We start from the raw sequence: 15,921 nt of genomic DNA on the forward strand, positions 1-15,921 counted from the left end.
GTCATTCGAACGGCTTGAGGTCGTCGGCGGAGATCAGCGTCTTGCCGATCGTGTCCGAATCGCTGGCCGGCTGCACGGTGGCATTCTCGGGGTAGCCCTTGCCATCGAACGGCAGCCGCTTCATGCCTTCGGGCATCCCGCCACCCGATACGGTAACCGCCAGATCGCGCCAGCCGTGGCTCTTGCTGTCCAGCACGCCGACCGGCAGCTGCACCACGCTGACTTCGCCAACCTTCTTGAAGCTGCCGTTATCGCGCTTCAGCACCAGCAGGTTGCAGCCCCCGGTGCCGCACATCATCGGCCCGCCGAGATAGGCCAGAACTTCGGGCGTGCCGTCCCCGTCCAGATCGACTTCGGCGGTGGCATATTGCAGCGTGCCCAGATCGCTGGAGACCGCATCCTTGTAGTTCGCGCGGATCCAGTCCTCCACGCTCATCTCGGCGACTTCGGTGGCTTCCGACGTCTCGCTGGCGGTGGCGACCACTTCGGGCGGCGCTTCCTCCTTCTTGCAGGCGGCCAGCGAAAGCGCGAGGGCGGCGACGGCAAGCGCGGCCGGAGCGGCGCGCATGATGCTGGTGGAATTGGGCCTTGTCATAGGGATAGGCTAACCGCACTGCCGCCATGACCGCAAGATCGGCCTGTCGCATAGGTGCCTGTACCCATCATGCGCCCGAGTGATCCGAATGGACGAACGGAAAGTGGAGCACGCATAAAAGAGGGGTTCCGGCGCCTCACGCTCCGGAACCCCTCCCGCGACCCGCCGGGCGGCGGGGGCTATCTCCTGTACGGCGTGGCGCCTTACCAGAAGAAGCCGTTGAAGACGGTGGCGACGCGGCCGCTCCGCATGTTCACCATGACCACGTCGTTGCCATAACGGACCCAGCGATGGCCGGCCTGCGGTGCGGGCAGGCGATAGCGGGCATAGTCGTTCACCCAGTAGCGGTTGTTGTAATAGGCCGGCTGGAAGCGATAGCCGACGGCGACCGGGCGATAGGCGTAGCCGCGCGGGCCCTGATAGGCCGGACGGCGATAGTCGTTGCGGTGGCTGCGGCGATAGTCGCGCCAATCCTCGTGCAGTTCGCGGCGATCCTCGCGCGCTTCGCGGTAGTCGCCGCGGCGCACGTCGCGATTCACTTCGCGCTGGTCATGCCGAACTTCGCGCATCGACTGGGCGGACGCCAGGGTGGGAATGGCCATGCTGGGAACCGCAATGCTGGCAGCCAGTGCAGCCATGATGATCTTGCGCATTATATTTCTCCTTGATTCGGCTCACCTTCTTTCGGGCGACCCTAGGTGTCCTTGGGGTGAGTTCAGCTTTTAACCTCCGTGCCTGAACGCGGTTGCAACAAGCCGTGCAGGAATCGGTCAGAAGTGTCGCCGACTTGCGACAAACCGTTCAAACCGCGCCGAAATTGGGGATTATCCACCAGGAACCGGGCAACTTTCGTATAGCCCCGCCTTGCGCAGTGCGGCATGCGGAGCCATCTTCAGGGCAGGACGAAAAAGCATCCTCACCTGAAAGGAGCGCATGGCCCGCAAAGCAGCCCGTGCCGGAGATCCGGCGCAGTTACGCCCTGAAACCCATCGCAGGGCGCGCACCGAAGTCGAGTTCGACGAACAGACGCTGCTGGGAGCCGTGTTCGGCCAGTTCGATTCAAACCTCGTACAGGTCGAAAACCGGCTCGGCGTCTATATCTCGGCACGCGGTAACCGCATCCAGATCGAAGGCCCGGAAGACGCCGTGGCCCGCGCGCGGGATACGCTGAAAGGCATGTATCACCGGCTTGAGATGGGCCAGGATCTCGATTCCGGCGCGATCGAATCGCTGATCGCGATGTCTTCCGAGCCGACGCTGGAAGGCATCATCAGCGGCGACGCCGGTGCCCCGCCGATCATGATCCGCACGCGCCGCAAGACGATCGTGCCGCGTTCCGCCACGCAGATCGAATATATGCGCGCGCTGGCCCGGTCGGACGTGATCTTCGCACTGGGCCCGGCCGGCACCGGCAAGACCTATCTTGCGGTGGCGCAGGCGGTTTCGCAGCTGATGACCGGATCGGTCCAGCGCCTGATCCTCTCGCGCCCTGCCGTGGAAGCGGGTGAGAAGCTGGGCTTCCTGCCCGGCGACATGAAGGACAAGGTCGATCCCTATCTGCGTCCGCTCTACGACGCGCTTTACGACTGCATGCCGCCGGAGCAGGTGGAACGCCGCCTTGCCGCGGGTGAGATCGAGATCGCGCCGATCGCCTTCATGCGCGGCCGCACGCTGGCGGATGCCTTCGTCATCCTCGACGAAGCGCAGAACACCACGCGCGAACAGATGAAGATGTTCCTCACCCGCTTCGGCCAGAACAGCCGCATGGTCGTCTGCGGTGACCCCCGGCAGATCGACATTCCGGGCGGCGAGCGCATGAGCGGGTTGGCCGACGCGGTCGGCCGGCTGGAAGGCGTGGAGGGCATCGACGTCACCCGCTTCACCGTGGCGGACGTGGTGCGCCACCCGATCGTCGGGCGGATCGTCGAGGCTTACGAAGGGCCTTTGTCGCAGTACGAGTAAGGAGCCGATGCGGCGACCATGGCGTATCAGTCGCCCGTGGTCGCCGCCGGCGAATAGCGCTGGTGAACCATGCGCACGACGTACCCCGTCTCTCCGATTGCCCGGCGCCCCGGATTGTTGATGCTTTGTGTGATCAGCAACAGGCTCTCTGCCTGTGCGCCGTCGCCACCTTCATCCGACTTGGGCTGGAAAGCCGTGACCGAAGCCTTGATGTGAAGCTGCTGCAGGTCCTTTTCGAAGGTCTGTTCGGTGATCGATCCACTGCGTGCATGGCCTTTGGCGAATGCATCGCGAAGCGCCACGTAAGCCTGAGTGTTCGGCATCTGCGACGAGTTCCAGCGCACCGAACAGGCGTGGTAGGGCGGAAATTCCAGCCACACTGTGGTGAATTCGCCCGGCAGCGTCCAGCCGCGTGCGGGATCGTCATTCATCGTCACCTTGACGTCTTCCGCCGACATCTCGCGTGCGCCCCGCGCTTTCAGGAGCGAAACGACCGCATCGTCATCCGGAAATGCGCGCAGACAGACTTCGTCATACAACGATGCCATCCGCGCCAGATTTTCATCACTGACATCGGCGCTAGCTGCTGCCGCAAGAGCCAATAGTAACGCCACTGCCAATATCCCCGCTCACTTCTCCGTTTGACCGCCCCGTTCTGATGCGCAATTCCAGCTTCGGCAATAGCTTGCACCGTCGATCGCGCGAACGAGGCGTTCACCGCTCGACCTGCAGTGCGGCAGGCAGTAAACGCCCCCCATGGACCTAGAAATCGACATCGAAGCACCCTGGCCCACCGAGACCGACTGGGCCGACCTTGCCGAACGCGCGCTGGAAGCGCTGGTCCAGGTGGCGCCGGAACTGGACAACCAGCGGCTGATCACCAGCGTGCTGTTCACGTCCGACGAGGAAGTCCACGCGCTCAACCGCGAATGGCGGGCCAAGGACAAGCCCACCAACGTGCTGTCCTTCCCGATGATGGAGCGCGCCGACCTGCTCGATCTGGCCGCGGACGGACCGCCGGAAATGCTGGGCGATCTGGCGCTGGCGGCGGAAACCTGCACGCGCGAGGCGGCCGACAAGGGTATCTCGGTGGAGAACCACGCCACCCACCTGATCGTCCACGGCCTGCTCCATCTGGCCGGGCTGGACCACGAGATTTCCGACGCCGATGCAGAGGCGATGGAAGCGCTGGAAACAAAGGCTCTTGCCCTGATCGGCATTCCCGACCCATATGGGGACCGCACTTAAACCTCAGGGGTAAACAAGCACGATGGCCGACAATGGCCGCCACACCGAGTCCGGCTCGGGAGATGGGGACAGTACCGGCACGCTCTGGCGTGTCATCCGGCGACTTTTCCAGAACGACGTCGATCAGTCGCTGCGCGCGCAGATCGAAGGCGTCATCAACGAACACGAAGGCGATGCGGAGCAATCCAGCGCCGCCAACGGCGATCTTTCGCCGCTGGAACGGCAGATGCTGCGCAATCTGCTGCATTTCAGCGAGCACGACGCCGATGACGTGGCCGTGCCGCGCAGCGAGATCGTGGCGATCCCCGCATCGGCCAAATGGGCCGACGTGATCGAGGCCTTTGCCGAGCATGGCCATAGCCGGATGCCAGTCTATGGAGACTCGCTGGACGCCATCAAGGGCATGATCCACATCAAGGACGTGTTCCCGATCCTGGCGCGCGGCGAACAGCCGCCGGAGGATTGGACCACCCTGCTGCGCCAGCCGCTCTACGTGCCGCAAGCGCGCGGCGCGCTGGACGTGCTGGTGGACATGCGGGCGCAGCGCACGCACCTGGCCGTGGTGATCGACGAATATTCCGGCACCGACGGAATCATCACGATCGAGGACCTGGTCGAGGAAATCGTGGGCAACATCGAGGATGAGCACGACGATGCCCCCGAAGAGTTGCTAATTTCGCAAGAGGGCGGTATCTGGGACGCCGACGCCCGTGTCGAGCTTGAGGATGTGGCGGAACGGATCGACCCGCGCCTCGCCGAAGTCGAGGAAGCGGTGGATACGCTGGGTGGGCTTGCCTTCGTGCTGGCCGGCGGCGTTCCCGAAGTTGGCACCATCCTTGAGCATGACAGCGGCTGGCGGATCGAGGTCACCGACGGCGACGAACGGCGCGTGACGCGGCTTCGGCTCCACCCGCCATCCGAACAGGCGGAAGACCAACCCGAGTAGCTTCCGGCGCCGCCATTCCGGCCACGTCGTACTCAAAAAAAGAAAAGACTTGGACATTGCCAGTACGCCGTCTCCCCCCGCTGCGCGCACTTGAAGCCTTCGTCCGCGTCGTCCGCCTTGGTTCTGCCAAGGCGGCGGCCAACGAACTGGCGCTTTCCCCCTCCGCCCTCTCGCGCCGCGTCGCCGCGCTGGAGGACTTCACCGGCAAGCGCCTGTTCACGCGCCAGCACCAGTCGATGAAGCTGACCGACGAAGGCATGGCCTTCTACAACGTGGTCGGCCCGAAGCTGGAAGAACTGGCGGAAGCGGTGGAATCGCAGATCGACCGTGGCCAGGTCCTGCGTCTTCACCTGGGCGTGCCGTCGCTGTTCGGCGGCCAGCGCCTGTTCCCGCGCCTGCCGGAACTGCGCAAGCTGCACCCGCGCCTGCATATCGACATCGACACCGGCACCCATCTGGAAGACCGTGTGGGCGACACGCTGGACGCGGCGATCATCCTGGCGAAGGAGCCGGACCCGGCCTATTACCGCATCCAGCTGGACCACAACAAGGTCTACGCCATCACTTCCAAGGAGATGGCGGCAGAGATCGGCAATGTCCCGGATGAGGCGATCCTGTCCAAGCAGACCTTCCTGATCCATCAGGACCTGCCCGAAAGCCTGGACGCCTGGAAGCAGGCGATGGGCATGAACAAGCTGGAGCCCGCCTCGGTAGACCGTTTCGATTCCGGCCAGCTGGTGCTGGAAGCGGCGGCGCAGGGCCTGGGCATCGCCATCATGCACGACGATCACTTCCGCCGCAGCCATGACAACCGTCTGGCCCGGCTGTTCGACGTCGATGTCGAAAGCCCCTATCGCTACTGGTTCGTGTGCAAGCCCAAGGCGCTGGAAAACCGCCCGGTGCGCATCTTCCACGAGTGGCTATTGCAGGCCGGGCTTTAATCTTCCGGATGCGCCGCCAGCCACTCCAGCGCTTCGGCAGCGGCGCCCCGGGTCGATGCCCCCAATAAGGGCGTTTCCCCGATAATGTGAACCGAGCCGCCCAGGTCAAGCTTGCCGGCTCGGTTCAACTGGTCCGCCAGCGCCGGGCCCACGCCGCTCAGATAGAGCGCCCCGCCGACCTGCGCGATCTCGTCCGCATAGCGATCCAGCACTTCGATGAAGGTCGCCCCCGCCGGGCTGTAGCCGCGCAGCCGCAGAATCGCGACGGGCGCGACCGATTGCGAGGGATCGGGCAGTTTTTCGCCCAGCGTGCGGGCGCCGGCGAAGAACAGGCTTCCCCGCACTTCCAGAATGGTGACAGCGTGCGAAGGCAGCCGCGCCGGTGGCGCATCCTCGCGAATGCCGCCGCCGCTCTGGCGGATCAGCGCGAAGACCCTGATGTCGGCCGCGGAAGACAGCAGGAAGGTCACCACCGTCACGATCACGCCAACCGCCACGGCGTTGGGGATCGATGTCAGCAGCGTGGCGGCGAAGGTCACCACGATCGCCCAGCGCGCGCCACCGCCAACGCGCCAGACGCTCAACGCCTCGCGCCAGTTCAGCGCGCCGATCCCCGCCACCACCATCATCGCGGCCAGCACCGGCATCGGCACTTTCGCCACCAGATGCGGAATCAGCACCACGAAGACCAGCATCCAGAGGCCCGAGAATATCGCCGCCCATCGGGTCCGCGCGCCAAGGCTGATGTTGAGCGCGGTCTGCCCCACCGAGCCGCCTGCCGGGATCGTGCCGAACAGGCTGCCGGCCAGATTGGCCGCACCCTGCGCGATCATGTCCCGCGAGACGTTCACTTTCGATCCGTCCAGATTGAACGCCCCCTGGCTGACCCCCGCCGCCTGCACCGCGATCACCAGCGCGATCGCCAGCGCCGTGCCGGCCAGCTGCGGGGTCACGATGGCCAGGAGGGGAATTTGCGGCAGCGGCAGCCCGCTCTCCCCCTGTCGCCCCACCGTCGCCACGTCGGTCCATCCCAGCCACGCCATCAGTACCGTGGGCAGCAGCAGCGCGATCAGCGGCGCCCAGTTGCCCAGCCGCGTGGGGCGCAGCACCAACAGGACCGCCAGCGCCAGCCCACCGATGGCCGCCGCCTTCGGCACGACCGCATCGAGATGCGCGAACAGCCCCACCGTCTGGATCACCAGATTGCCCGGCGGCGGGTGATAGCCCAGCAGTTGCGGCAACTGGTCAAGCACCAGCGCCGCCGCCACGCCCAGGAGAAAGCCGGTCATCACCGCGTGCGAGACGAAGCGCACCAACCGCCCCGCCCGCAGCAGCCCCAGCAAGACCAGGAACCCGCCGATCAGCAGCACCAGTGCCGTCAATGCCTGCGCCCGCAAGGCGGCGGGATAGGCGGACAGCGCCTCTGCCGCCGCGATGGCCGATGCGCTGGTGGCACTGATCAGCAGGCGCTGGGTGCTGACCAGCACACCGCCCACGGCGGGCGCGATCGCTCCGGTATAGAGCCCCAGCACGGGATTGACCCCGACCATCGCCGCCGCCGCAAGGCCATCGGGGATCGCCACCACCGCCGCGATCAGCCCCGCGATCGGTTCACGGCCCAGCCGCCGCCACTTCCCGCGCGGTCCGCTGTCGTCTGGAGAAGTCCCCGCGCTCATGCCCGATCAATGCGCGGTCCCGGCCTCGGTGGATATACAGACTATCCCCGGTTCGGCCGGGTGACTGTCATGACCGCAAGCAGCCCCTGCCCGGGCCCGCGTGCAATATTGCCGGAATTGCCTTTTCCGCCAGAGCCTTGAACAAAGACTTGGGCGTGATAGTTTGAAACCGATGAGGCATCCGTTTCTCGTCGCGATCCTGCTGCTGGCCGCCCTGCCCGGCTGTTCCCGGAAACAGCCAATCGCGTGCACCGCGCCCCGCAGCTATTGGTCTATGCCCGACGCGACGGGCCCCGAAGCAATCTACAATCAATTGACCCTTGACCGGCACGGCAAGGCTTACTGGAACGGCGTGCCTGTATCCGACGCCGTTCTGAACCGGATGCTCAAGACCGCGCGCAGCTACAATCCTAAGCCGCAATTGGTGCTGGAAACGGAGATGGGGCTACCCTGCGCACGGCTTGAAGCGGTTCGGGACAAGATCGACACCCTATTGGATTGCCGACACAACCGAACCGTCTGCAGTGAGGGTTTCAGGTTCCTCACCCCCCTTCCCGGCCATGTGGCCAATCCCGTCGCGGCACCGGACAAATGAAAAAGGCGGCCCCTTGCGGAGCCGCCCCTTCGTATTTCAGGCCTTTCGGAAAGGATCAGCCTTCCGAAATGGTCGCCTTCACGATCTTGCCCGGCTCACGCGGCGGCTCGCCCTTGGGAAGCGCGTCGACATTCTCCATGCCTTCGACCACCTGGCCCCACACGGTGTACTGCTTGTCCAGGAAGCGTGCATCGTCGAAGCAGATGAAGAACTGGCTGTTGGCCGAGTGCGGATAGCTGGTCCGCGCCATCGAGCAGACGCCGCGCACGTGCGGTTCGGCGTTGAATTCGGCCTGCAGGTCGGGCTTGTCCGAACCGCCCATGCCGGTGCCGTTGGGGCAGCCGCCCTGCGCCATGAAGCCCGGGATCACGCGGTGGAACTTGATGCCGTCGTAGAAGCCCTCGCCCACCAGTTCCTTGATGCGCTCAACGTGGCCGGGGGCCAGGTCGGGGCGCAGCTTGATCTTGACGTCGCTGGCTTCGCCGTTGCCGGTGTCCAGAGTGAGGGTCAGATATTCGTCGGCCATCGATAATCTCCTGTTGTCCGCCACCACTGGTTGCATCCGGCGGAACTGGCTTGGCCCCCGATATAAGGCAGATCATGACAAAGTCACGCGCCGGGCGTGGCACCAGGCTGTGAACATCATTTTTCGCACCGACCTTTACCGCGGTGGCCTGCCCCTGTTGCAATTGCGAAATTGGCGCGTAGACCCACCATCATGACGGAACCGGATATCGACGAAGAGCTGAAGGATCGCGCGTTCGACGCGCAGGACGGCGCTTCCGATTCCGAGCCCGAAAGCCATAAGGACTCAGGCAAGGATTCCGGCAAGGAATCCGAAAGCCTGGACGAGGACAACCACCTGAAATCCGAATTCGTGCGCAGCGTGAAGGACGCGCTGCACGACGAGGATTTCGAGCGGGTCTACGACCTGGTAGAGCCGCTCCACCCGGCCGACATCGCCGACCTTTTCGAGCTGTTCGACGAACGCGAACGTCTGGACCTGGCCCGCGCCATCCGCGACCTGATGAGCGTCGAGGTGATCGCGGAACTCAACGACTGGGTGCGCGAAGCGCTGATGGAGGCGCTGCCCGCCGAAGTCGTCGCCGAGATTGCCGAACAGCTGGATACCGACGACGCCGTCGCCATGCTGGAAGACCTCGACAAGGAGGACCAGCAGGCCGTCCTGGCCGAGATGGAGCCGGAAGACCGCGCCGCCATCGAATCGGCGCTGTCCTACCCCGAGGAATCCGCCGGCCGCCTGATGAGCCGCGATTTCGTCGCGGTGCCCGAATCCATGACGGTGGGCGACCTCATCGATTTCCTGCGCGAACATCGCGAACTGCCCACCGAGTTCTGGGAAGTGTTCATCGTCGATCCGATGCACCGCCCGATCGGCACTTGCGCGCTTTCGTGGATTCTGCGCACGCCGCGCAACATCCCGCTCTACGACGTGATGTCGCGCGACCAGACGCTGATCCCGGTGGACATGGATCAGGAAGAAGTCGCGCTGCGCTTCCAGAAATACGCGCTGATCTCCGCCGCCGTGGTGGACGAGGCCGGGCGGCTGATCGGCCAGATCACCGTCGACGATATCGTCCACATCATTCAGGAAGAGGCGAGCGAGGATATCCTGCGCCTGTCCGGTGCCGGCGATGGAGACATCAACGAACCGATCCTGGTCACCGTGCGCACGCGTCTGGCTTGGCTGGTGGTCAATCTGGGCACGGCGATGATCGCTTCCTCCGTGGTGGGGCTGTTCCAGGGGGCGATCGCCAAGTTCGCGATCCTGGCGGTGCTGATGCCGATCGTATCGGGCATGGGCGGCAATGCCGGTACCCAGACGCTGGCCGTGGTGGTGCGCGCCATCGCCACCAACCAGCTGACCGATTCGAACACCGTGCGCATGATCTTCCGCGAATTGCGGATCGCGCTGACCAACGGCTTTGCCCTGGGCGCGCTGATCGGCACCGGCACATGGCTGCTGTTCCACAACCCGCTGCTGGGCGCGGTGATCGCGACGGCCATGGTGGTGAACAACCTGACTGCCGGGCTTGCCGGCATCCTGGTCCCCGTCGCGCTCGATCGCTTCCGCATCGACCCGGCCGTCTCCTCGGCCGTGTTCGTGACGACGGCGACCGATACGATGGGCTTCTTCTCGTTCCTTGGCCTCGCGGTGCTCACGGGGCTGGCCTGAGGCTGGTTTTGACAGCGCACCGACCATGAAGGGGCGTGTGAAGAAATCAGCGCTGTTCGCCATGGCAGCGCTTGTGCTGATAGCCGGATGCAATCCCACGGCGCAAAATTCACCGGTTGCAACATATAGCAAGGGCAAGTGCTCGCCTGGGCAGGCTAACTGGATGCCAAAGGGCAGTCAGTCAGGCGAGCTGATGTGGTCGAATGCCATCAACATAGAACCGGGCCAACTGGAGTGGAACGGAAACCCGGTTACCAATGGGCAATTGAAGCACCTGCTTGCCGAGGCCGCACACAATCCCTTTGGCGGCATGGTTCTCGTCGTTGGCCCATCCGTACCATGCGATCAGGTCGATGAGTTTCGGCGGACCATTACCGCGAGCATGAAATGCGGCAAGGGCCGAATCTGCGTCGAATACTCGACGGACGAATGGCAAGCGACGCAGCCTCCCCCGCTGCCTTCCAAAGAGAGCACGACGGCACCGCGGCCTTGAGCGAACACTCGGTCGAACGACCTTCCAAGGCTAGAGAATATGCCCCGTGCGATCGCGCTTGGTGTCGAGATACCGCGCGTTGTGCGGGTTGGGCGGCAGCTTGTGCGGCACGCGCTCCGCCACGGCAACACCCACGCCTTCCAGCGCGGCGACCTTGGCCGGATTGTTGGTCATCAGCCGGATCGCGTGCACGCCCAGCAGTTGCAGCATCCGTGCCGCCACCGGGAAATCCCGCGCCTCGGTCGGCAGGCCCAGCCGGTTGTTGGCATCGACGGTATCGAAGCCCTGATCCTGCAACTGATAGGCGCGCAGCTTGTTGACGAGGCCGATGCCGCGCCCTTCCTGGCGCAGGTAGAGCAGCACGCCCCAGCCGCCGTTCGCCGCCTCTTCCGCCATCGCCCGCAGCGCCGCATCGAGTTGCGGGCCGCAATCGCACTTCAGGCTGCCGAGGATGTCCCCGGTCAGGCATTCGGAATGGAGCCGCACCAGAGGGGCGCGGTCACCATCCTGCGTGCCGATCACCAGCGCGACATGTTCGCGCAAGTCATCCAGCGCGCGGAAGGCAACGATCTCTGCATCCTCGGCCGCCGCCACCGGCAGCCGGGCGCGGGAGGCGATGACGAGGTTGCCCACTTCCTTCCACGCGGCGAGATCGGCGGGGGTGACCTGCTGCACCTCGCCCATCGGCTCCGGAGCGACGAGGAAGGCAGGCAGGATACCGGCAAGGCGCGCCAGTTCCATCGCCGTGCGCGCCGCCTCGCCATCGTCGATATGTTCGGCCGCGAACGGGCCCTTCATCGGATGGACCAGATCGAGCGCGGGATCGGCAATGGCGCGCGCGGCGGCCAGATCGAAGGGCTCCGCCGCGCGGATCAGCACCGGTGCCTCCGGCACGGCGGCCTCACGCTGGTTGGCCAGCTTCAGCGTCACGGCGCGCGCGGCCGAGATCAGCATGCGCGGCGCGGTTACGCCGGGTGCGAAGCCGGTCTCGGCGGGCAGCAACGCAGCACGATCGCCGATGCGGATCGGCCAGCCGTGGCGCAGCGCATCCAGCGCCAGCGCCACGCGGCGGGAGGAGCCCTGCTCGCTCAGAGTTCGAACTCGGTGATCAGCGGCACGTGGTCGCTGGGCTGTTCCCAGCGGCGCGTCTCTTCCACGAAGCTGTGCGCGCGCGCCTGCCTGGCAAGGTCGGGAGAAGCCCACATGTGGTCCAGACGGCGGCCCTGATCCTTCTGCCGCCAATAACTGCGGTAGGACCACCAGGAGTAATTGCGCTCCGGCGCGGGGATGAACTGGCGCCCAAGGTCGACCCAGCCGTGCGCGTCGCGGAAGCGGCCCAGCGTCTCCACCTCGATCGGCGTGTGGCTGACGACCTTCAGCAGCGCCTTGTGGTCGTAGACGTCCGATTCGAGCGGGGCGATGTTGAAGTCGCCGACGATCAGCGTGGGCCGGTCCACCTTGTCCGCCCAGCGCGTCATGCGCTCCAGGAAGTCCAGCTTCTGGCCGAACTTGGGATTGACCGTGCGATCGGCGACGTCGCCGCCAGCGGGGATGTAGACGTTTTCGAGGATCAGGCCCTGCCCTGCCCCCTGAAGCTCCACGCCGACATGGCGGGCCTCGCCATTGTCCTGCCAGTCATGGCGGCTGAATTCGGTGAAGGGCACTTTCGAGACGGTGGCGACACCGTGATAGCCCTTCTGCCCGTGGATCGCGCGGTGGGTGTAGCCGAGGCGTTCGAACATCTCATGCGGGAAGAGATGCTCGGCGACCTTGATCTCCTGAAGGCAGAGCACGTCGGGGGTCTGCTCGGTAAGGAAACGCTCTACCTGATCGAGGCGCAGGCGGACCGAATTGATGTTCCAGGTGGCAATCTTCATGGCCAAGGCTTTAGGGATGCCACCCGCGAATTGCCAGAGGTGCGCATGATGCGCGGGCTGTTCGGAAAAGAAAAAGAAAGCGGGGCCCCCGCCTACGCGGGGGCGACGGTGGTTTTTGACCAATGGTGATTTGGCAAACGGCGGAACAGCGCCACGCTTGTGTGGCTGTGGTTCGGTTCAGGCCGGAGCGAGAATGGTGCCGTTCGAGAACCGGAGCGGAGCGGCCTTTCTGGCCGTGAGCACCGGAAGCGCAGAACGGTGCCGTTCGCAGCCCGGCATGGGCCGAACCACAGCCGCACAAACAAAAACCCTCGGTCCGGGGGCAGAGGACCGAGGGTTCCTGTAAGCGTTCGTCACGCTAGTATCAGAGCGGTTCACTCAGGAGGCGTGGGCAACAGGGGGGAAACCCGCCTCGAACCGTTCTGACCATTCCTATCTAGGTGCTCTTGGCTTTCTGCCAAGTGAACGGGCTGAAAGAAACTGTCACAGTTTGTCGCTAGCCTCGGTCAAATCACGGCCAAGCGTTTTCCCGTATCGACGAATTACTCAGCGCCGATTGCGCGGGCGCGGGTCGTTGAAGCGGAAATCGTTGTCCGTCACCGGAACGCCGTAGCGGTGGTTCGACAGCGCGATGGTGGTGCGCTGATTCTGCGAATCGAGCGCCACCCAGTACGACAGTTCCAGCCCGCCGGGGGCAGAGGCCTTGCGCGTGAAGATCAGGGTGATGATGCCGTATTCGGGGTGCGAACGGACGCGCACTTCCACCGAAATCACGTTGGGATTGCCGCTGGGGCGAACGGTGCCGTACTGCGCCACGTCGCGCTTGGGATCGAGCAGCGCGCCCAGCGGGCTGTTGCCGATCGGCCAGCGCTGCACCTGGTTCACGGCATAGTCGATCATCGTCAGCGCCTTGCCGTCGCCAACGATCAGCATCCGCGCGCTTTTCTCGTACTGGAAGCGGATCCGCCCCGGACGGGCGAGCGTCAGCTGGCCGGAGACAGACTGGCCGTTGCGGTCGGTCTGCACGAAATCGGCCTTCAGCGTGGTGATCGCGCGCAGCGCGGCCACGGCCTGGTCCAGCTGCTGCTGCTCTGCGGGCGATGCCGCAAGCGCAGGAGACGCCGGAAGGAGGGCAGGAACGGAAAGCGCGGCAGTCCCGAGTAAAATCGGGCCGGCCGCGCCTACGCAAGAGCGAAAGATCTTGAAGGTGCGGGTCATAAGCCTCCCATTGGGTTCACAGCCTTGAACCGCACCTGAAGCGCTTGGTTCCGATTCGCATCGGAACCAGCGAATTACTTGATCTTGGCTTCCTTGAACTCGACGTGCTTGCGCACGACGGGATCGTACTTGCGGAAGGTCATCTTCTCGGTCGTGTTGCGCGGGTTCTTCTTGGTGACGTAGAAGAAGCCGGTGTCGGCGGTCGAGACAAGACGGATCTTGACGGTTGCGGGCTTCGCCATGGCGGTTTCCTAATTCTCTCGTTTCAGCCGCCCTGGCAGGCCGGCATCGTTGAAAAAGCATAGAGGCGGTACGAGACCGCCCCTCAAGGCTGGGCCCCATGCTTTAGATGTCGGCCAGAGTCAAGGGCGGCGAGTGATTCGAGGGGAGTAAACGCGGCCCCCTATCGTCATCCGCGAAGTCATTTGCCGGGTGCGCCTGCCGGCCCGGCAAATGCTTCAAACAGCTTGCCTCACCCCAAGTCAAAATCCTTGATCGGCTTCAGAACGCTGTACTTCTCGTTGTACGGCGCGTGCTCCAGCCGCTCCATGCGAATCGTCGGCGGGTCCACCTTGGTATCGGGCAGTCGATCCAGCAGATCGCGCACCAGGGTCAGCCGGCCCAGGCGCTGATCGTTGAAATCCACCACGGTCCACGGCGCATGCTTCTTGTGCGTGGCCTTCAGCATGTCCTCGCGCGCCTTGGTGTAATCCTCGTACTTCTCGCGTGCGGCAACATCGATGGGGGAGAGCTTCCAGCGCTTCAGCGGATCGATCAGCCGCTCGTTCAGCCGCTCCTCCTGCTTGTCCTGGTCGCAGGAGAGCCAATACTTGAACAGCAGGATGCCGTCGTCGATCAGCAGGCGCTCGAACACCGGCACCTGCTGGAGGAAACGCTTCACCTCGCCGGCGGTGGCGAAGCCCATGACTTTCTCCACACCGGCGCGGTTGTACCAGCTGCGATCGAACAGGACGATCTCACCCCGGCTGGGCAGATGTTCGATATAGCGCTGGAAGTACCACTGCCCACGCTCCCGCTCGCTGGGGGCGCCCAAGGCGACGGTGCGGCACTGGCGGGGGTTCAGCTGGCCGGAAACGGCCTTGATCGCCCCGCCCTTGCCCGCAGTGTCGCGCCCTTCGAACAGCACGACGATCCGCGCGCCGGTGGTCGCGGCCCAGCGGGCCATGCCCACCAGCTCCTCCAGCATCGGCTCCAGCAGGTTTTCGTAGTGCTTGCGGCCGAGTTTCTTGTGCTTGTTCTCGGCCATGGTCGTTCAGCCTTTCTCAGACCCGCGAAAGCAGGAACAGCGCCAGCGCGCCGGCCACGATACGATACCACGCGAAAGGCGCAAAGCCCGAACGGCTTACGTAAGCCATGAAGGCCTTGATGACGACCAGCGCCACCACGAAGGCGACGACGAAGCCGATGCCGATCTGCCCCCAGCCGACCGGGCCGGTGCCCGCCATCAGTTCATGCCGCGCGCCCAGCAGTTCCAGCGTGGTGGCGCCGATCATCGTCGGCACCGCCAGGAAGAAGCTGAATTCGGCGGCGGTGCGGCGCTCCACGCGCATCGCCAGCGCGCCCATGATCGTCGCGCCCGAACGGCTGACGCCGGGCACCATCGCCAGACACTGCGCCAAGCCGACGCCAAGGCAGGTCAGGACCGGAAGCTGCGCCACACCGCTGGGCGCGCCGGGCCTGGCCACTTTCTCGATGCCCAGGATCGCGATGCCGCCGATGATCAACGCCCAGGCGACGACCGTGGGTTGGCCCAGCAATCCCTCGATATAGTGCTTCAGCAGCAGGCCGAGCACGGCGGAGGGCAGGAACGCCAGCAGGACATTGCGCACGAACCGGATCGACACCGGATCCAGCCGCAGCAGGCCGGCGCCCACCGCCCAGAAGGTGCGCCAGAACTGCACGATCACCGCCAGGATCGCGCCCAGCTGGATGACGATGTTGAACGTCGCCCATTGCGCCGCGTCGTATCCGAACAGCTCGGTGGCAAGGATGAGATGCCCGGTCGAGGAGACCGGAAGAAACTCGGTGAGGCCCTCGACGATGCCGAGGAGGATTGCGGTAAGGGTCAGGTCCATCGGCGCAAGGTCATGCCGCACGCGCGAGCCAAGTCAACCCGGCGCGCCGGGTGGGAGCATCTATAATCGCTGGAAAA

The 15,921-nt window shown here is 64.8% G+C and carries 18 protein-coding genes; 7 read left to right on the top strand and 11 right to left on the bottom strand.

Going from position 1 to position 15,921, the window contains the following annotated elements:
• Nucleotide 1: 1 nt before the first annotated feature.
• Both WBP06_RS12535 and WBP06_RS12540 read right to left on the bottom strand, forming a co-directional pair.
• On the bottom strand, nucleotides 2-595 hold the full coding sequence (locus WBP06_RS12535) for a hypothetical protein (RefSeq protein ID WP_395328153.1): 594 nt from the start codon (nucleotides 593-595) through the stop codon (nucleotides 2-4).
• A 203-nt stretch (nucleotides 596-798) separates the two neighbouring features.
• Nucleotides 799-1,248, bottom strand: coding sequence for an RcnB family protein (locus WBP06_RS12540; protein ID WP_395328156.1), 450 nt, complete (start codon nucleotides 1,246-1,248; stop codon nucleotides 799-801).
• Between the two features lie 280 nt (nucleotides 1,249-1,528).
• On the opposite strand from WBP06_RS12540, the gene WBP06_RS12545 reads away from it, so the two are divergent.
• On the top strand, nucleotides 1,529-2,557 hold the full coding sequence (locus WBP06_RS12545; RefSeq protein ID WP_395328158.1) for a PhoH family protein: 1,029 nt from the start codon (nucleotides 1,529-1,531) through the stop codon (nucleotides 2,555-2,557).
• Between the two features lie 26 nt (nucleotides 2,558-2,583).
• Here the strand turns inward: WBP06_RS12545 and WBP06_RS12550 are convergent, their stop codons facing one another.
• On the bottom strand, nucleotides 2,584-3,105 hold the full coding sequence (locus tag WBP06_RS12550; RefSeq protein WP_395328161.1) for an NMCC_0638 family (lipo)protein: 522 nt from the start codon (nucleotides 3,103-3,105) through the stop codon (nucleotides 2,584-2,586).
• A 208-nt stretch (nucleotides 3,106-3,313) separates the two neighbouring features.
• On the opposite strand from WBP06_RS12550, the gene ybeY reads away from it, so the two are divergent.
• The 3 genes from ybeY to WBP06_RS12565 are packed head-to-tail and all read left to right on the top strand — an operon-like array spanning nucleotide 3,314 to nucleotide 5,692.
• Nucleotides 3,314-3,805: an rRNA maturation RNase YbeY gene (ybeY, locus tag WBP06_RS12555; protein ID WP_395328164.1), complete on the top strand. Its 492-nt coding sequence runs from the start codon at nucleotides 3,314-3,316 to the stop codon at nucleotides 3,803-3,805.
• Nucleotides 3,806-3,827: 22 nt separating this feature from the next.
• On the top strand, nucleotides 3,828-4,751 hold the full coding sequence (locus WBP06_RS12560) for a hemolysin family protein (protein WP_395328167.1): 924 nt from the start codon (nucleotides 3,828-3,830) through the stop codon (nucleotides 4,749-4,751).
• Between the two features lie 56 nt (nucleotides 4,752-4,807).
• Nucleotides 4,808-5,692 carry a LysR substrate-binding domain-containing protein gene (locus WBP06_RS12565; protein WP_395328170.1) on the top strand — a complete coding sequence of 295 codons (885 nt, stop codon included), beginning with the start codon at nucleotides 4,808-4,810 and terminating at the stop codon, nucleotides 5,690-5,692.
• Here the strand turns inward: WBP06_RS12565 and WBP06_RS12570 are convergent.
• Nucleotides 5,689-7,368: a SulP family inorganic anion transporter gene (locus WBP06_RS12570; protein ID WP_395328173.1), complete on the bottom strand. Its 1,680-nt coding sequence runs from the start codon at nucleotides 7,366-7,368 to the stop codon at nucleotides 5,689-5,691. The genes WBP06_RS12565 and WBP06_RS12570 overlap by 4 nt on opposite strands.
• A gap of 172 nt (nucleotides 7,369-7,540) precedes the next feature.
• Between WBP06_RS12570 and WBP06_RS12575 the strand changes: the two genes are divergently transcribed.
• Nucleotides 7,541-7,963 carry a hypothetical protein gene (locus tag WBP06_RS12575; RefSeq protein ID WP_395328176.1) on the top strand — a complete coding sequence of 141 codons (423 nt, stop codon included), beginning with the start codon at nucleotides 7,541-7,543 and terminating at the stop codon, nucleotides 7,961-7,963.
• A gap of 55 nt (nucleotides 7,964-8,018) precedes the next feature.
• Here WBP06_RS12575 and WBP06_RS12580 read toward each other — a convergent pair whose 3' ends face one another.
• Nucleotides 8,019-8,489 carry a peptidylprolyl isomerase gene (locus WBP06_RS12580; protein WP_395328179.1) on the bottom strand — a complete coding sequence of 157 codons (471 nt, stop codon included), beginning with the start codon at nucleotides 8,487-8,489 and terminating at the stop codon, nucleotides 8,019-8,021.
• A 192-nt stretch (nucleotides 8,490-8,681) separates the two neighbouring features.
• Here WBP06_RS12580 and mgtE point away from each other — a divergent pair, with 192 nt between their 5' ends.
• On the top strand, nucleotides 8,682-10,160 hold the full coding sequence (gene mgtE, locus WBP06_RS12585) for a magnesium transporter (RefSeq protein WP_395328182.1): 1,479 nt from the start codon (nucleotides 8,682-8,684) through the stop codon (nucleotides 10,158-10,160).
• A 37-nt stretch (nucleotides 10,161-10,197) separates the two neighbouring features.
• Nucleotides 10,198-10,653, top strand: a complete 456-nt coding sequence (locus tag WBP06_RS12590; RefSeq protein ID WP_395328185.1) for a hypothetical protein — start codon at nucleotides 10,198-10,200, stop codon at nucleotides 10,651-10,653.
• A 30-nt stretch (nucleotides 10,654-10,683) separates the two neighbouring features.
• Here WBP06_RS12590 and ribA read toward each other — a convergent pair whose 3' ends face one another.
• From ribA to WBP06_RS12620, 6 genes are all read right to left on the bottom strand, one after another.
• Complete coding sequence (gene ribA, locus WBP06_RS12595; RefSeq protein WP_395328188.1) at nucleotides 10,684-11,718, bottom strand: GTP cyclohydrolase II; 1,035 nt, start codon at nucleotides 11,716-11,718, stop codon at nucleotides 10,684-10,686.
• Between the two features lie 23 nt (nucleotides 11,719-11,741).
• Nucleotides 11,742-12,530, bottom strand: coding sequence for an exodeoxyribonuclease III (gene xth / locus WBP06_RS12600; RefSeq protein WP_395328191.1), 789 nt, complete (start codon nucleotides 12,528-12,530; stop codon nucleotides 11,742-11,744).
• 546 nt (nucleotides 12,531-13,076) lie between these two features.
• A complete protein-coding gene (locus WBP06_RS12605; RefSeq protein ID WP_395328193.1) occupies nucleotides 13,077-13,748 on the bottom strand; it encodes an outer membrane lipoprotein carrier protein LolA in 672 nt (223 codons plus the stop codon).
• Between the two features lie 74 nt (nucleotides 13,749-13,822).
• On the bottom strand, nucleotides 13,823-13,990 hold the full coding sequence (rpmG, locus tag WBP06_RS12610) for a 50S ribosomal protein L33 (RefSeq protein WP_086490179.1): 168 nt from the start codon (nucleotides 13,988-13,990) through the stop codon (nucleotides 13,823-13,825).
• A 230-nt stretch (nucleotides 13,991-14,220) separates the two neighbouring features.
• Entirely contained in the window at nucleotides 14,221-15,015 is a 795-nt protein-coding gene (ppk2, locus tag WBP06_RS12615; RefSeq protein WP_395328197.1) for a polyphosphate kinase 2, read from the bottom strand.
• 16 nt (nucleotides 15,016-15,031) lie between these two features.
• A complete protein-coding gene (locus WBP06_RS12620) occupies nucleotides 15,032-15,844 on the bottom strand; it encodes an undecaprenyl-diphosphate phosphatase (protein ID WP_395328200.1) in 813 nt (270 codons plus the stop codon).
• Nucleotides 15,845-15,921: the final 77 nt, after the last annotated feature.

This window comes from Novosphingobium mississippiense (assembly GCF_044029535.1).
GTDB lineage: Bacteria > Pseudomonadota > Alphaproteobacteria > Sphingomonadales > Sphingomonadaceae > Novosphingobium.

What these genes read in the sequence shown, in the direction of transcription:
- WBP06_RS12535 (WP_395328153.1), bottom strand. Translation starts at nt 595, where the DNA reads ATGACAAGGCCCAATTCCACCAGCATCATGCGCGCCGCTCCGGCCGCG.
- WBP06_RS12540 (WP_395328156.1), bottom strand. Translation starts at nt 1,248, where the DNA reads ATGCGCAAGATCATCATGGCTGCACTGGCTGCCAGCATTGCGGTTCCC.
- WBP06_RS12545 (WP_395328158.1), top strand. Translation starts at nt 1,529, where the DNA reads ATGGCCCGCAAAGCAGCCCGTGCCGGAGATCCGGCGCAGTTACGCCCT.
- WBP06_RS12550 (WP_395328161.1), bottom strand. Translation starts at nt 3,105, where the DNA reads ATGGCATCGTTGTATGACGAAGTCTGTCTGCGCGCATTTCCGGATGAC.
- ybeY (WP_395328164.1), top strand. Translation starts at nt 3,314, where the DNA reads ATGGACCTAGAAATCGACATCGAAGCACCCTGGCCCACCGAGACCGAC.
- WBP06_RS12560 (WP_395328167.1), top strand. Translation starts at nt 3,828, where the DNA reads ATGGCCGACAATGGCCGCCACACCGAGTCCGGCTCGGGAGATGGGGAC.
- WBP06_RS12570 (WP_395328173.1), bottom strand. Translation starts at nt 7,368, where the DNA reads ATGAGCGCGGGGACTTCTCCAGACGACAGCGGACCGCGCGGGAAGTGG.
- WBP06_RS12575 (WP_395328176.1), top strand. Translation starts at nt 7,541, where the DNA reads ATGAGGCATCCGTTTCTCGTCGCGATCCTGCTGCTGGCCGCCCTGCCC.
- WBP06_RS12580 (WP_395328179.1), bottom strand. Translation starts at nt 8,489, where the DNA reads ATGGCCGACGAATATCTGACCCTCACTCTGGACACCGGCAACGGCGAA.
- mgtE (WP_395328182.1), top strand. Translation starts at nt 8,682, where the DNA reads ATGACGGAACCGGATATCGACGAAGAGCTGAAGGATCGCGCGTTCGAC.
- xth (WP_395328191.1), bottom strand. Translation starts at nt 12,530, where the DNA reads ATGAAGATTGCCACCTGGAACATCAATTCGGTCCGCCTGCGCCTCGAT.
- WBP06_RS12605 (WP_395328193.1), bottom strand. Translation starts at nt 13,748, where the DNA reads ATGACCCGCACCTTCAAGATCTTTCGCTCTTGCGTAGGCGCGGCCGGC.
- rpmG (WP_086490179.1), bottom strand. Translation starts at nt 13,990, where the DNA reads ATGGCGAAGCCCGCAACCGTCAAGATCCGTCTTGTCTCGACCGCCGAC.
- ppk2 (WP_395328197.1), bottom strand. Translation starts at nt 15,015, where the DNA reads ATGGCCGAGAACAAGCACAAGAAACTCGGCCGCAAGCACTACGAAAAC.
- WBP06_RS12620 (WP_395328200.1), bottom strand. Translation starts at nt 15,844, where the DNA reads ATGGACCTGACCCTTACCGCAATCCTCCTCGGCATCGTCGAGGGCCTC.